Origin of the sequence: Mesorhizobium sp. M6A.T.Ce.TU.016.01.1.1, assembly GCF_003997065.1 — a bacterium.
Classification (GTDB): Bacteria; Pseudomonadota; Alphaproteobacteria; order Rhizobiales; family Rhizobiaceae; genus Mesorhizobium; species Mesorhizobium mediterraneum.
The window spans coordinates 304963-318049 of the sequence record NZ_RZTJ01000004.1 but is presented as its reverse complement, the minus strand read 5'-3'; the positions used below and the strand labels follow the sequence as shown (position 1 = coordinate 318049).

The following is a 13087-nucleotide window of genomic DNA, read 5'->3' as shown; positions in this document are numbered from 1 at the left end:
TCCGGCAGGACAGAGAGGGGCGCGAAAGAATGCAATCATCTCAAGAATACCCCTCCCCCAATCGCCTCAAAACGCCGTACGCGAGCGCAGCGCCGCGGCCAGCGTGCCTTCGTCGAGATAGTCGAGCTCGCCGCCGACCGGCACGCCATGCGCCAGCCGCGTTACCTTGATGTCGAAGCCGGACAATTGGTCGGTGAGATAGTGCGCGGTGGTCTGGCCCTCGACCGTGGCGTTGACGGCGAGGATCACCTCCTTGACCTCGCCGCCGGCGACGCGGTCGACCAGCGAGCGAATGTTGAGCTGCTCGGGGCCGATGCCGTCGAGCGGCGACAACGAGCCGCCGAGCACGTGGTAGCGGACATTCATGGCGGCCGCCCGCTCCAGCGCCCACAGGTCGGCCACGTCCTCGACGACGATGAGCGTGCCGGGGTCACGGCGCGGATCGGTGCAGATCATGCAGGGGTCGGACGTGTCGACATTGCCGCAGGTCGAGCAGATGCGCACCTTGTCGACCGCCTCGCTCATGGCGGCGGCGAGCGGCGCCAGCAGCTGCTCCTTCTTCTTGATGAGGTGGAGTGCGGCTCGCCTGGCCGAACGGGGACCGAGCCCCGGCACCTTGGCCAGGAGCTGGATCAGGCGTTCGATCTCGGGACCGGCGATTCGCTTCGACATCGCATCGGTTTAGGATTTTTCAATGGGTTTTGAAACACCGCAGCGGCGGGTGATGTTCAACGCAACGACGCTGCTGCGGGACAATCGCGTCGGCTTGCGCCGCCCCTCATTGCCCTGCCGGGCATTTCTCCCCGTATAGTGACGGGGAGAAAGGGCAGACCGCGACCTCGGCACCCTTCCTGCAAGGCTGACGATTGGCGAAATCATCGACGAGAGCGTCCTTCTCCCCGTCACTAATACGGGGAGAAGATGGCAGCCAGATGAGGGGCGGCGCCGACGTCGACCGCCTCAGTTTTCTTCCAGCGGCCGGGTCTGGCCGGCGATCATCGCACCGATGGCGTCGGTGTTCTCGGGGGTCGATTCAAACGCCATTGTCGGCTCGGCCGACGCGGCCGGGAACGAGGTGACAGGCCGGGTGTCGGCCGTGCCGCCGAAACGGGCCGCGTCCGGCTCCTGCATCGGTTCTTGCATCGCAACAAGGGTCGCCTTCTGTGGCGTCACCTTCTCCAGAGTCGGCTTTACCGGCTGCGATGCGATCGCGGTCACATAGGTTGCCTTGGCGGGTGTTGCTTTGGGAACCGGCGCCGCGGAGGCGACGAGCGTCACCGGAGCGGTGGCCGCCGGCGCCCGCGGCGTGGCTTGTGCCACCGCGACCGTGGGCTCGTCCGGCAGCGGCTTCCAGTTCCGGCCGCGCTTTTCATAGAAGGCGTTGCCGCCGGCAACCATCGTGTAGTGCATGTTCTTGTAGGGGAAGCGCAGGCCGGCGGTGTGAAAGAACATCGTGTTCTTCAGCTTGGCCTTGCGCTCGCCCTTGAGCACCGCCTCGGCGGCCTCCTCGACATCGGGCATCGCCTTCGAATTCATCCGCCGTGTCATCACGCCCGGCGCAAACTGCCCGCGCTCGCCGACCACCTGACAGATGGTGTTGCCGTGCTTGCCGGAGCGCAGCCGGTTCATGACCACGGTGCCAACGGCAATCATGCCGTCACGGCTCGACCGGTTGGATTCGAAGAACATCGCGCGCTGGAGGCACTCCTTGTCCTTCGCTGTGTGACTGGAGGGCCGGGACCTGACGGCATCGGTCAGACTGGCCACGGACAGGCCATGCGAGGTGGTCTGACTGCAGGCGGCCAAAAACAGCGGAGACGTGACGACGCCGAGCAACAACGGCATCTTCCATCGGGTAGAGATCAACAGGTATCCCCTCGTTTCTGCTGCCAGCCCGCCCAGGCTGCGGCAAGAATGAGACACTTTCAGGCAAAAAGATGGCTAAAGCGTTATTAAGCGGAAAGTGGCAGAACAGACACACCCGATAGAGGGCAGATTTAACTGGCTGACGGCACGAACCGTTGCCCGGGTTCGGCCTCATCGAACTCCTCCGAAAACAGCCCGCGTTGCAGGAACAGCATCCGTGCGACCGTCGCTTTCGGCGCAATCTGCCGCGGCCAGCCGCTTTCGACGAACTCAGCCTTGGTGAAATCGGGCATAGCCACGCAGGCTTCTTCTAGAAGATGGGCGATTTCCAGCACGATGGCACGTTCATCCTTCGACAGGACGGACATGCCGGATTCGATGGACGGACGATGGAGGAAATCGTCGAAGAGATTGAAATAGCCATTGATTCCAACGAGATTCACGCCCGCATCGCAGTCGGCCAGGATTTCCAGGATCTCATAGATCCTGTTTCGGAGGCGCTGCTCTATCAACCTGGCTGATGGCTCTTTGGTCATGGCGCCGCTGAACGCTAAAGCTCAGATCTAGAACGGCAGCTTCATTCCCGGGGGTATCGGCAGTCCCGCGGTCAGTGCCTGGGTCTTTTCCTGCATCATCTGCTCGACCTTGGCCCTGGCGTCATTGTGGGCGGCGAGAAGCAGATCCTCCAGAATCTCGACCTCGTCCTCCTTGAACAGAGACGGGTCGATTTTCAGCGACTTCATCTCGAATTTGCCGGTCAGCGTCACGCTGACCAAGCCGCCGCCGGCCTGCCCGGTGGCTTCCAGCGTGGCGATCTCGTCCTGCATGGCCTGGAACTTGGCCTGCATTTCCTTCGCTTTGCCCATCAGGCCGAGAAGATCTTTCATCGCGTGGTCCTCTAGATTGATCTGTATCAGGTTTCGTCGTCGTCCGCCGCCGGCTCGACCGGAACTTCGGCCTCGACCGCATCGGCTTCCGGTGCGTCGGGAATGCGCACGTCGATGATCTTGGCGCCGGGAAACCGCGCCAGGATGGCGGCGACGGTCGGGTCGCTCTTGGCATCGAGGAGGGCGTTTTCGCGTTTGGTCGATTCCATTTCGGCCAGCGTCTGACCGCCCTCTTCCTTCGACAGCGACACCAGCCAGCTGCGGCCTGTCCAGGCGCGCAATTTGGCGGTCAGATCGTTGAGCAGCATTTTCGGCGCGTCATCGGTCAAGCTGACGTCGATGCGGCCCGGCTCGATGCGCACCAAGCGCACGCAGCGCTTCACCAGCACCTTGAAGGCCATGTCGCGCTGGGCGTCGGCAAGCGCGACGATATCGGCCAGCGATTTCACCGGCACTGGCGGCGCATCCGCAATCGGCTCCGGCGCGGGAACGAAGGCTGCAGGCATCGGCTCGGGCTCGACCAGCCGCATGGTCTGCGCGCCGCCATTGGCCGTCGGCATCCGCGTCTGGGCCACGGCGCTGGCGCCGCCGCCATTACCGGCACTTGCTGGGCCGGGACTTGCCGGGCCAGTATTTGCGGGCGCACCATTCGAGCGTGGCGCGCCGTTCGGCACCAATGCTGTGCCCTCCAGCGATTTCAATGCCTCGTCCAATGTCGGCAAGTCGGCGGCATGGGCCAGCCGGATCAGCACCATTTCGGCGGCGCTGACCGGCCGATTGGAAGACTGCACCTCGGGAATGCCTTTCAACAGCATCTGCCAGGTCCGCGACATTACCCTGACCGACAGCGCCTTGGCGAAGTCGGCGCCGCGCCGGCGCTCGTCCTCGGACAGCGAGGCGTCATCGAGGGCAGTCGGCACGAAGCGCAGTCGCGTGACGAGGTGGTTGAACTCGGCAAGGTCGGTCAGCACCGCGGCCGGATCGGCGCCGGTATCGTATTGGTTGCGGAACTCGGCCAAGGCGGCCGCCACGTCGCCCTTCATCACATATTCGAACAGGTCGACGATGCGGGCGCGGTCGGCCAGCCCGAGCATGGCGCGCACCGCCTCTGCACTGACAGTACCGCTGCCATGGGCGATCGCCTGGTCGAGGATGGACAGCGAATCGCGCGCCGAGCCTTCGGCCGCACGGGCGATCATCGCCAGCGCGTCGTCGTCGACCGCAATGCCTTCCCTAGCGGCGATCGAGGAGAGATGCGCGACCAGCGCGCCGGCATCGATACGCCTGAGATCGAAGCGCTGGCAGCGCGACAAAACGGTGATCGGAACTTTTCTGATTTCGGTGGTGGCGAAGATGAATTTGACGTGCGGCGGCGGCTCTTCCAGCGTCTTCAGCAGGCCGTTGAAGGCCTGGGTCGAGAGCATGTGCACTTCGTCGATGATGTAGACCTTGTAGCGCGCCGACACCGGCGCGTAGCGCACGCGCTCGATGATGTCTCTGATATCGTCGATGCCGGTGTGCGAGGCAGCGTCCATCTCGATGACGTCGACATGGCGGCCTTCCATGATCGCCTGGCAGTGCTCACCCGGAACGGCAAGATCGACCGAAGGCTGGTCGACAGTGGTGGTCTTGTAATTGAGCGCCCGCGCCAGAATGCGTGCCGTCGTCGTCTTGCCGACACCGCGCACGCCGGTCAGCATCCAGGCCTGGGCGATGCGGCCGGTGGCGAAGGCGTTGGTGAGGGTGCGGACCATCGGCTCCTGGCCGATCAGCTCGGAGAAGTTCGCAGGACGGTATTTGCGCGCCAGAACGCGATAGGCGGCGGCCTTTTCCGTTCCCGAATTTCCGGCTTCGCTCATTCGCCCGTAAAGCTCCAAGGGCCGCCGCTGCAGGCGGCCGATTCCTGCGCATAGTTTCGCCCGCAGGGCTTGGCGCCGTCAATGTCGCCGAAGAAAGGCGGGTGGCGGGAGAAAGGCGAAGGCGGGAGGCTGGAACAATGACCCGTTCCGGGCTCGTTAGGGCTGCTTCCTTCCGGACCTGACCCGGTTGGCGAGTGGACCGTCCACCACCAACCTCCCGTTCTCCATATCGGCAATTCGGCGATGAAATGCAAGTGCGCAGGATCAATCAGCAGGGGTGACGCCGAAAGCTGAAACAAAAAACCCGCCTCGGAAGGCGGGTCATCGGCGCAAATCAGCACCATGCCCAAATCAATAGCATAACTGCCGTCACGGAGCAATGATTCGCTTGCCGCCCTCTTGCGGCCCCCCGGCAGCCGCTTTAGCGTTCATGAAGTTTAAAAAACACTACAAAAGCGAAGGAAACGCCGATGTTGCCGGGCCTCAAGGCCGGATTCACGCTGGATGCTCGTCTGGAGACGGACAGCGAACAGTTGATGTGGCTCGGGCTGTGCGAGTTGCGGGTGATGAACGATCGCCGCTGGCCGTGGCTGCTTCTGGTGCCGCAGCGACCGGGTGTGGAGGAAATCCACGATTTGACGCCGCTCGACCAGGCGATGCTGACCTTCGAGACCAATATGGTGGCGCAGGCTCTGAAGAGGGTGACTGGCTGCACCAAGATCAACACCGGCGCACTCGGCAACATCGTGCGCCAGTTGCATGTCCATGTCATCGCGCGCTCGGAAGGTGATCCCGGCTGGCCGGGCCCGGTGTGGGGCCACGGCCTGCGCGAGCCTTATCAGCGCCCGGACCTGCGCCGGTTTGCGCAACAGATAAAGGCGGCGCTATAAGCCTGTCCCGTGTCCATCCTGGAATCCAGAGTCTCCCATGAGCTTCCGCCTGTTTGACGCGCCCTTGCGCGAGCCGAGCCAGTTCGTCGGCTTCGCCGGCAATATGATCGACCGGCAATCCGAAAACCGCGCCGACGATTCCGTCGAAAAGGCACTCGCCGATCCCTCAGCCAGGCTTTTGCTGATGCATGGCGGGCGCCTTTATCTGAAGCTCGTTGGCGACGGCTTCGACCCCTGGTTCGGCGCCGAGGAGAGCCAGCCGCTCCAGGCGTCGCTCGACCATGGCGTGCTGCTCGGTTTTTCCGACAGCGGCCCGGTGCTCGCCGTGCCGGCTGGAATCGATCCCGAACAATTGCCGGAGACGATCAAGGCCATCGACTATCGTTCGGTCTACATGCAGGGGCTGATCGACGAAGCGGCGGCCGGCGCCATGGCGCAAGGGGCAGCGCTGCTCGCCTGGCATGCGAGCCACCGCTTCTGCAGCAAATGCGGCACCGAAGCCGAAATGCGGGCCGGCGGCTACAAGCGGCTTTGCCCGGCCTGCGCCACCGAGCATTTTCCGCGCACCGATCCGGTGGCGATCATGCTGACGGCGACGCGCGAAAAATGCCTGCTTGGCCGCGGCCGGCATTTCGCGCCGAGGATGTATTCGGCACTTGCCGGCTTCATCGAACCCGGCGAGACGATCGAGGCGGCTGTGCGCCGTGAAACGCTGGAGGAGGCCGGCATCAGGCTTGGCCGTGTCGTCTACCACGCCAGCCAGCCCTGGCCGTTTCCCTATTCGCTGATGATCGGCTGCTTCGGCGAGCCGCTCAACGACGACATCCAGGCCGACCTCAACGAGCTGGAAGACTGCCGCTGGTTCTTTCGCGACGAGGTGCTCTCGATGCTCGCCCGCGAGCATCCGGGCGGCCTGGTCACGCCGCCGAAGGGGGCGATCGCCTATAACCTCATCCGCGCCTGGGCCGACAGCGCGTAAAAGGTTTGTGGGACCAAAATGACTGGGCCATTTGGGTCAGAGCCTTCGGGCTTCGGCGCGGTTGCAGCGATATTGCAACTGCACCGAACCCTCGACCCTGACCCAAATCCGCCCCACCACAACACTTCAATCCGAGCAAGAATGCTGCAGGTCGGCCATAGCGATCGCCCGTCTGCCGCTATTGGAACTTCGATAGCCCGGTCTGAATAAGTTTGACGCCGGCCTGACGGAATGCGCCTCCGAGCGCCTCGTTGACAACCTGCGCTGCCGCGCTCTCGAACCGGACGCCCATTACCGCCAGGTCGGCGCCACTCAACTGCTCCTGCCACCACGGCGGCGGTGGAACGGGCTTAGGGAATTTGAGCCTGAGGCCGTTGCCGCAAAGCTCGTCGACATACTGCAGAAGACGGCCGCTGACGATGATGATGCCGCGCTGTTCCCCCTGCTGCGGCAGCCAGTCCGCGATTTCCTGAGCAGACGCTGCGCGCTCTATCAACCCGTCGGCCAGAGCGGCGGCGAAGGCGATGCGGGGCGGTAGCGGCTGCGGATTGAGCGCCACCCGAAACAGAGGGCCGCCAAGGATATCCCACAGTTCAGGATGCCGCTGGGCGATGACGTGAAACAGCGCCGTGGACCACCGAGCCGATGGCCCCGACCCGAACAGCGAGTGCCAGGGCTCCGGATGTGGACCGAACCATGCCATTCGCTGCAAGGCGGCAAAGATGATTGGATCCCAGGGACCTGGCGGCTGCGGTTCGTCTGGATTCGGATAGCTGCCCAGCAGGTCGCGGACGAAAGAAACAAACATGTCTCGCGAAATGCTGCCTGAGAGATGAGAAGATGAAACGTCATGCATGGTGAACCTCCGAGCAGTGAATTGTGCCCGTACGACCATGCGAGAAGCGCACTTACGGATGGCATACGGATGGGTGAATTCCGTTGCTTGCGTCTGCATCCATGGCTTTGGAACGAAGGCTATCGAACTGCGCTGTTTGAATTTCGATGGCTTTTTCGCCTAGTCGAGATGCGGGTGGGCGGCTACAAGCGACACTGCCCGGCCTGCGGCACCGAGCATTTTCCGCGCACCGACCCGGTGGTGATCATTTGTCCATCACCTGATCCGCGCATGGGCCGACAGCGCGTAAACGCTATGGGGAGCAGAAATTGATCCGTCACACTGTGGTGTTCAGGCTGAGGCACAGGGAGAACTCGGCCGAGGAGGTGAAATTCCTCACTGATGCGAAAGTGCTCGCGGCGATATCGGGCGTCGAAAAGTTCGAGCAGTTGCGGCAGGTCAGCCCGAAGAACGATTATCGCTTCGGCTTCTCGATGGAGTTCGCCGACCAGGCCGCCTATTCCCGTTACAACGACCATCCCGACCACGTCGCCTTCGTTCGCGACCGCTGGATCCCGGAGGTCGAGGCGTTTCTCGAGATCGACTACGAGCCGCTGACCTAGGACCAAAAATCCAATCGCTCTGAACGAGCAAGTTCGACCAGACGACGCCCGGCTCACCTGCCGCTCGGCGCGAGCAGGTAAGCCAGGTCGCCGCTTATCACTGGCCTGACGCATGCTGGTGGGACGCACCGGGGTTGTGATGCTCACAGGTCACCCGCGGGTTGAACTGGGCGAAGATGCCGTTCGGGTTTGCTCGATAGAGCCAGACGTGCCGGTCGTGATGCGGCTCGAAGTTATGCGCCTCATCCGCAGGCGTCGCCGGGTCGTCGATCATAGTGTCCCAGGGAATGCCGTGGAACGACGGCGGGGCGTCGTGGCCGGCTTCCTTCCACGCTTTCGCGAAGACGAGATTCTCCACCGCGATCAGCTCGAGCGATCCGTCGGCCTGCGGCTCGTAGACGAGGACCGCGGGCTTGCCGAAGTCCGTGTGCGTCCCTGTGCCGTCGACACGCGGATTGGGCGGAGCGGTGATGCCGAGCATATCGGGGCGAAAGTAGTGGAGGCCCATAGCCCCTAATTTCTGCGGCTGTCCTGTCATTTCGGCGGTCTCGCACATGTTGGCAGGATCGCGGATGTAGCCCTCCGCGAGCGCGACGTTGACATTGCGGAACCGCTCCGTTGCATGGCGGATTTCGGCAAGGCTCGGCTCGCCGGGCGCGGGGAACGACGATGCGTCGATCCGCGCTGCCTCCGCCGGTGTCAGCGGAGCGGCCGGGGCGGCGGCGGTGGTAGTCATGATCGCGATTGCAGACGCGACCAAGGTTGTTGATCTTGAGCTCATCTGGATGCTCCTGTATTCCTAGGCTTCTACGAAACATCTCGGATTCGGTTGGTGTAGAAAGTAAATATTTAATAGAAATACCTACCTCCATGTTCCGAGGGAAAATTGAATACCAGCCCAATATTTACGCAGTATGTCTCGAATGTTTCAGTTGAAATACATCAACTTTTTTGGTCGATAGTTCCATCTAGCTGGCGCAGCAGTGCGCGTCCGCGATAGCGATTTCGTCATTACTATTTCCTCGTCAGGCGTGAGAATTGAATGGTGGCTATGACGCGGATGCGGACGGCAGAGATAGCGGAGACTGTTCACTCGCCTGCCGCACCAGTTGCTCGACCTCCTGCCGCAACGCCTCTTCGGGCAGCGTCAAATCGAGCGGATCCCCGTAAGGCTGATCGAAGGCCATGCCGGTCGCCCAGTAGACTTCGACGAGATTTCCCTCAGGGTCTTCGAAATAGAACGCAAGCGATACACCGTGATTGAAGGCCATCTTGATCGGCAGCCCCATGTCGACGATGCGCCTGTAAGCGGCGCGCAAATCGGCCAATGTGCCGACCTTGAATGCGATGTGGCGCAAGGCAGGATTGGTGAAGATAGCGATCTGATGGGACTCTTCGGCCGGATCGCTGCTCAGGAAGGCGGTGGCGCCGAACGGGTTTTCTTCGCCACTGCCACCGACCACCTGAAGGCCGAGGACATCCTCATAAAATCGCGCAAGCGCAGCCGGGTTTTCGGCGACCATGCCGACGTGGCGAAGACCAACGATCCGTGGCGCGGTCGGCCTGCCTGTTTTCTTCGTAGTCATGGTGACAAACTCCGTGTTGACTCAAATTCCGTCCGCTCGGTCGATCCGATGCGAACGACGGCGGGGGCCAAAAATTCGCGGAGGGCGTTACATTCTGATTTCAGGAGGGCAGGAGTCTGCTTTCAATTGAAACACCTTCCGCGACCCGCCTGTCATGTACATGGCCGGTCGGCTCGTGATGGTGTGCAAAAGGGCCAACACCAGTCATCGCGCGAACGTCCGCTTTGGGAAACAACGAGAATGTCTGTCCGCCCAAAGCGGACCGCGACGCTAGGGTAAGCTGCCCTTTGCGATCGCCGGGGCGGGCCGGACGCTTCCGGGGTGGAGAAAAGCGATTGGCTACCTATTTCGGAAGGGAGCGGATGGGGAAGGCCGAAATCTTGGCTTCAAGGCGAAAGGAACCCGCAATGGCGAAGAATACGATCTGCCTCTGGTACGATAAGGACGCCGAGGCTGCCGCCCGCTTCTACTCCGCGACCTTTCCTGACAGCGTGGTGAGTGCCGTGCACCATGCACCCAGTGACTACCCAGCCGGCAAGGAGGGCGACGTGTTGACGGTCGACTTCACAGTTGCGGGCATTCCTTGTCTCGGCCTCAACGGTGGTCCCGCTTTCAAGCACAACGAAGCCTTCTCGTTCCAGATCGCCACCGACGATCAGGAGGAGACCGACCGCTACTGGAATGCCATCGTCGGCAATGGCGGCCAGGAGAGCGCGTGCGGCTGGTGCAAGGACAAGTGGGGCGTTTCCTGGCAAATCACGCCGCGCGTCCTGACTGAAGCGCTGGCGGCTGGCGGCGACGAAGCAAAGCGCGCGTTTGATGCCATGATGACCATGAGGAAAATCGACGTCGCCGCGATCGAGGCGGCGCGGCGCGGTTGACGGCCGGCTCACCGCCCAGTGCTCGTCAATCGTGCGTGACCGCCGCAACCGAGGCGCGTAGCGCGCCGGCGAAGTCGGGATGGCCATAGAGGTCGTTGTGGCCAGCCGCTATGGCGATGTGGCTGCGCAGGTCACGGGCGGCCTCACGCAGAGGTGCCGAGCGTGCCGCGGGAACGATGGTGTCGTTCTCGGCAGTGATGACGGCCGTGGGCACATCGAGGTCGCGCAGAGATTCTGCCGCTTCCATGCGGTGCCGCAGCAAGAGGCGCACCGGCAGCCAGGGATAGTGGTGGGCGGCGAGTTCCTTCAGCGAGTCGAAGGGCGTCACCATGACAATGCCGCGCAAGGGCCGGACGGTCGCCAGATCGACCGCAACCGCAGCGCCGATGCTAAGGCCGATGGCGACGATGCCGGCTTTGGCGTCGGTGGCCAGGTGGTCATGGGCGCGTCGGGCGTCCTCGAACAGGGCGGAGGCTGACGGGCTTCCGCTGCTCGGCGCATATCCGCGGTAGTGCAGCGCCGCGACCTCATGTTCGGGGAATAGCTGGTGCAGCATGAGGGCAAGCGCGTCGGCATTCCAGGCATTGCCGGCGAACCCCAGCAGGAGCGGGCGTGGCTCGGCCTGTCTTGCCGGCAGGCGCACCAGAACGAAGCGCTCGCCATCCTGCGTCGCCAACTCGACATGGCGGGCCCCGGCCGGCAGATCGGGTCCGAAAGCCGCAAAGCCGGCCGGAAAGATCAGCCAGGACTGAAGCACATACGCGACGGCGACAACCGCCGCATACAATCCAGCGGCTGCGAGCGCCAGTTTCAGGAGCCACATGCCAGGAATGTCGCCCGGCACTCGTCATCTGGCAAGGCGCCAGGTCAGGACGCCGCAGAGCTCTCGATGAATGCTAGCTAATCCGCCACCTTCCATTGCTCGCGCGATTCGCTGGCGGGATAGACACCCAGGATCCGCATTTCGCGCGAGAAGAAGCGCAGCTCGTCAAGCGCCAGCTTCACCAGCGGATCGTCGGGATGGCCCTCGATATCGGCATAGAACAGCGTCGCCGTGAAGGCGCCGAGCTGGTAGCTCTCCAGCTTGGTCATGTTGATGCCGTTGGTGGCAAAGCCGCCCATCGCCTTGTAGAGCGCGGCCGGCACGTTGCGGACGCGGAAGATGAACGTCGTCATCATCTTGGCGGCGTCGGATGGGCGTTCCGCCCATTGCCTGTTCTTCGTCAGCACGACGAAGCGGGTGACGTTGCTGTCGGTGTCCTCGACATTCTCCTCGATGATGTCGAGCCCATAGAGCGTCGCGGCCAGCGCCGGGGCAAGCGCCGCCATAGTGCGATCTTTCACCTCGCCGACCAGCTTGGCCGAACCCGCCGTGTCGCCGGCGACCACCGGCTTCCAGCCGTTCTTGCGGATGTATTTGCGGCACTGGCCGAGCGCATGGATATGGCTGTGCACGGTCTTGATCTCGTCGCGCCTGACGCCCGGCAAGACCATCAGCTGGAAATGGATCGGCAGGAAATATTCGCCGACGATGTGCAGCTTCGATTCCGGCAGGAGATGGTGGATGTCGGCAACGCGGCCGGCAATCGTGTTCTCGATCGGGATCATGGCGAGGTCGGCCTTGCCGGTCTCGACCGCGTTGAAGGCATCCTCGAAGGTCGGGCACGGCAACCGCTCCATATCAGGGAACATGTTGCGGCAGGCGGTGTCTGAATTGGCGCCCGGCTCGCCCTGGAAGGATATTCTGTTGGTTTTTTCAGGCATGCCAAATGTCTCGGGTTGACCAAATGTCTCAGGTTGAAAGGATGGTTCTGGCGCGTTCGAGGTCGTCCGGCGTGTCGACGCCGAACGGCGCAGACTGCACGATCTCGGCGTCGATGCGCATGCCGGCCTCCAGCGCCCGCAACTGCTCGAGCCTCTCGCGCCGTTCCAGCGGCGACGGCTTCAGCGCGACGAAGCGTTCGAGCGCTGAGCGGCGATAGGCGTAGAGGCCGATGTGGTGATAGAGCGGCCCCTCCCCCCAAGGTGCCGTGGCGCGGGTGAAATAGAGCGCCCGCAACCGCGTCTCCGACAGCGGCGAGCCGACGATCTTGACGACATTCGGGTTGGTCTTTTCGTCGTCGCGGACGATCTCGGTGCCGAGCGTGGCGATGTCGACCGTCGCATCCTCGAAAGGCCTCAGCGCGGCATTGATGATGTCGGGATCGATGGTCGGCAGGTCGCCTTGCACATTGACGATCGTTTCGACCTTGCGCCCGGGGTCCAGCGTGGCCAGCGCCTCGAAGATGCGGTCGGAGCCCGATTCGTGATCCGCCCGCGTCATGACAGCCTCGAACCCATGCGCGCGCACCGCTTCCGCCACGCTTTGCGTATCGGTGGCGACCACCACCCGGCCAAGCCCGGCCTCGGCGGCGCGGCGGGCGACGTGGACGATCATCGGAGCGCCGGCGATATCGGCCAGCGGCTTGCCCGGCAGGCGGGTCGAGGCCATGCGGGCCGGGATGAGGATGAGCGTGGACATCGGGTGACGAAGCGTTCGAAAAAGAGGATGGGAAAAGTGGCAAAAGGTCTCACTGGAAGCGCCCTTATAGGTGTTGCAACGCCAGAGCAAAAGACCTAGTTTCCGCCCGATTTGACCGCCTCGCGGGGTGGTTCACGATTACCGACGGACGGAGTGGACG

15 protein-coding genes, 1 other RNA gene and 1 pseudogene are annotated in these 13087 nt (G+C 63.0%); 5 read left to right on the top strand and 12 right to left on the bottom strand.

All coding sequences use genetic code 11. The features are described 5' to 3' along the window. Positions 1-66: 66 nt before the first annotated feature. The 6 genes from recR to ffs all read right to left on the bottom strand — a co-directional run bounded on the left by recR (position 67) and on the right by ffs (position 4830). Positions 67-672 (bottom strand): recombination mediator RecR, encoded by a 606-nt coding sequence (gene recR, locus EOC94_RS10265; protein ID WP_095487818.1) that lies wholly within the window; start codon positions 670-672, stop codon positions 67-69. A gap of 288 nt (positions 673-960) precedes the next feature. Further along, positions 961-1845: a cell wall hydrolase gene (locus EOC94_RS10255; RefSeq protein ID WP_164759195.1), complete on the bottom strand. Its 885-nt coding sequence runs from the start codon at positions 1843-1845 to the stop codon at positions 961-963. A 152-nt stretch (positions 1846-1997) separates the two neighbouring features. Then, positions 1998-2402, bottom strand: coding sequence for a hypothetical protein (locus EOC94_RS10250; protein ID WP_095487816.1), 405 nt, complete (start codon positions 2400-2402; stop codon positions 1998-2000). 27 nt (positions 2403-2429) lie between these two features. After that, positions 2430-2753, bottom strand: a complete 324-nt coding sequence (locus EOC94_RS10245) for a YbaB/EbfC family nucleoid-associated protein (protein ID WP_023802083.1) — start codon at positions 2751-2753, stop codon at positions 2430-2432. Positions 2754-2779: 26 nt separating this feature from the next. Then, entirely contained in the window at positions 2780-4612 is a 1833-nt protein-coding gene (locus EOC94_RS10240) for a DNA polymerase III subunit gamma/tau (RefSeq protein WP_127290219.1), read from the bottom strand. A 121-nt stretch (positions 4613-4733) separates the two neighbouring features. Beyond that, positions 4734-4830, bottom strand: an RNA gene (gene ffs / locus EOC94_RS10235) — signal recognition particle sRNA small type. A gap of 252 nt (positions 4831-5082) precedes the next feature. Between ffs and EOC94_RS10230 the strand changes: the two genes are divergently transcribed. Beyond that, positions 5083-5502 carry an HIT family protein gene (locus tag EOC94_RS10230; protein ID WP_095487812.1) on the top strand — a complete coding sequence of 140 codons (420 nt, stop codon included), beginning with the start codon at positions 5083-5085 and terminating at the stop codon, positions 5500-5502. A gap of 37 nt (positions 5503-5539) precedes the next feature. Beyond that, complete coding sequence (gene nudC / locus EOC94_RS10225) at positions 5540-6481, top strand: NAD(+) diphosphatase (RefSeq protein WP_127290217.1); 942 nt, start codon at positions 5540-5542, stop codon at positions 6479-6481. Positions 6482-6659: 178 nt separating this feature from the next. On the opposite strand, the gene EOC94_RS10220 is transcribed toward nudC, so the two are convergent. Beyond that, entirely contained in the window at positions 6660-7436 is a 777-nt protein-coding gene (locus EOC94_RS10220; protein WP_127290215.1) for a hypothetical protein, read from the bottom strand. Positions 7437-7502: 66 nt separating this feature from the next. Here EOC94_RS10220 and EOC94_RS10215 point away from each other — a divergent pair. Both EOC94_RS10215 and EOC94_RS10210 read left to right on the top strand, forming a co-directional pair. Continuing rightward, positions 7503-7586, top strand: a pseudogene (locus EOC94_RS10215) (NADH pyrophosphatase zinc ribbon domain-containing protein); the annotation flags it as partial. Positions 7587-7645: 59 nt separating this feature from the next. Further along, the gene (locus EOC94_RS10210; protein WP_127290213.1) at positions 7646-7939 is read left to right on the top strand and encodes a Dabb family protein; all 294 of its coding nucleotides are present in this window, start codon (positions 7646-7648) and stop codon (positions 7937-7939) included. A gap of 97 nt (positions 7940-8036) precedes the next feature. Here the strand turns inward: EOC94_RS10210 and EOC94_RS10205 are convergent, their stop codons facing one another. Together EOC94_RS10205 and EOC94_RS10200 are read right to left on the bottom strand one after the other, a co-directional pair. After that, positions 8037-8675: a hypothetical protein gene (locus EOC94_RS10205; RefSeq protein ID WP_245458115.1), complete on the bottom strand. Its 639-nt coding sequence runs from the start codon at positions 8673-8675 to the stop codon at positions 8037-8039. Positions 8676-8988: 313 nt separating this feature from the next. Next, entirely contained in the window at positions 8989-9525 is a 537-nt protein-coding gene (locus EOC94_RS10200) for a VOC family protein (protein WP_127290211.1), read from the bottom strand. A 407-nt stretch (positions 9526-9932) separates the two neighbouring features. Here EOC94_RS10200 and EOC94_RS10195 point away from each other — a divergent pair, with 407 nt between their 5' ends. Next, positions 9933-10406, top strand: a complete 474-nt coding sequence (locus EOC94_RS10195) for a VOC family protein (RefSeq protein ID WP_126103778.1) — start codon at positions 9933-9935, stop codon at positions 10404-10406. Between the two features lie 25 nt (positions 10407-10431). Here EOC94_RS10195 and EOC94_RS10190 read toward each other — a convergent pair whose 3' ends face one another. The 3 genes from EOC94_RS10190 to EOC94_RS10180 all read right to left on the bottom strand — a co-directional run bounded on the left by EOC94_RS10190 (position 10432) and on the right by EOC94_RS10180 (position 12927). Beyond that, on the bottom strand, positions 10432-11229 hold the full coding sequence (locus EOC94_RS10190; RefSeq protein ID WP_127290209.1) for a hypothetical protein: 798 nt from the start codon (positions 11227-11229) through the stop codon (positions 10432-10434). Between the two features lie 77 nt (positions 11230-11306). After that, positions 11307-12170, bottom strand: a complete 864-nt coding sequence (locus EOC94_RS10185; RefSeq protein WP_095487796.1) for a prephenate dehydratase — start codon at positions 12168-12170, stop codon at positions 11307-11309. 28 nt (positions 12171-12198) lie between these two features. Then, positions 12199-12927 carry a 3-deoxy-manno-octulosonate cytidylyltransferase gene (locus EOC94_RS10180; protein ID WP_127290207.1) on the bottom strand — a complete coding sequence of 243 codons (729 nt, stop codon included), beginning with the start codon at positions 12925-12927 and terminating at the stop codon, positions 12199-12201. Positions 12928-13087 lie beyond the last annotated feature (160 nt).

Coding starts and splice junctions, on each gene's coding strand:
- recR (WP_095487818.1), bottom strand. CDS start 672: ATGTCGAAGCGAATCGCCGGTCCCGAGATCGAACGCCTGATCCAGCTC.
- EOC94_RS10255 (WP_164759195.1), bottom strand. CDS start 1,845: ATGCCGTTGTTGCTCGGCGTCGTCACGTCTCCGCTGTTTTTGGCCGCC.
- EOC94_RS10250 (WP_095487816.1), bottom strand. CDS start 2,402: ATGACCAAAGAGCCATCAGCCAGGTTGATAGAGCAGCGCCTCCGAAAC.
- EOC94_RS10245 (WP_023802083.1), bottom strand. CDS start 2,753: ATGAAAGATCTTCTCGGCCTGATGGGCAAAGCGAAGGAAATGCAGGCC.
- EOC94_RS10240 (WP_127290219.1), bottom strand. CDS start 4,612: ATGAGCGAAGCCGGAAATTCGGGAACGGAAAAGGCCGCCGCCTATCGC.
- EOC94_RS10230 (WP_095487812.1), top strand. CDS start 5,083: ATGTTGCCGGGCCTCAAGGCCGGATTCACGCTGGATGCTCGTCTGGAG.
- nudC (WP_127290217.1), top strand. CDS start 5,540: ATGAGCTTCCGCCTGTTTGACGCGCCCTTGCGCGAGCCGAGCCAGTTC.
- EOC94_RS10220 (WP_127290215.1), bottom strand. CDS start 7,436: ATGCAGACGCAAGCAACGGAATTCACCCATCCGTATGCCATCCGTAAG.
- EOC94_RS10205 (WP_245458115.1), bottom strand. CDS start 8,675: ATGACTACCACCGCCGCCGCCCCGGCCGCTCCGCTGACACCGGCGGAG.
- EOC94_RS10200 (WP_127290211.1), bottom strand. CDS start 9,525: ATGACTACGAAGAAAACAGGCAGGCCGACCGCGCCACGGATCGTTGGT.
- EOC94_RS10195 (WP_126103778.1), top strand. CDS start 9,933: ATGGCGAAGAATACGATCTGCCTCTGGTACGATAAGGACGCCGAGGCT.
- EOC94_RS10190 (WP_127290209.1), bottom strand. CDS start 11,229: ATGTGGCTCCTGAAACTGGCGCTCGCAGCCGCTGGATTGTATGCGGCG.
- EOC94_RS10185 (WP_095487796.1), bottom strand. CDS start 12,170: ATGCCTGAAAAAACCAACAGAATATCCTTCCAGGGCGAGCCGGGCGCC.
- EOC94_RS10180 (WP_127290207.1), bottom strand. CDS start 12,927: ATGTCCACGCTCATCCTCATCCCGGCCCGCATGGCCTCGACCCGCCTG.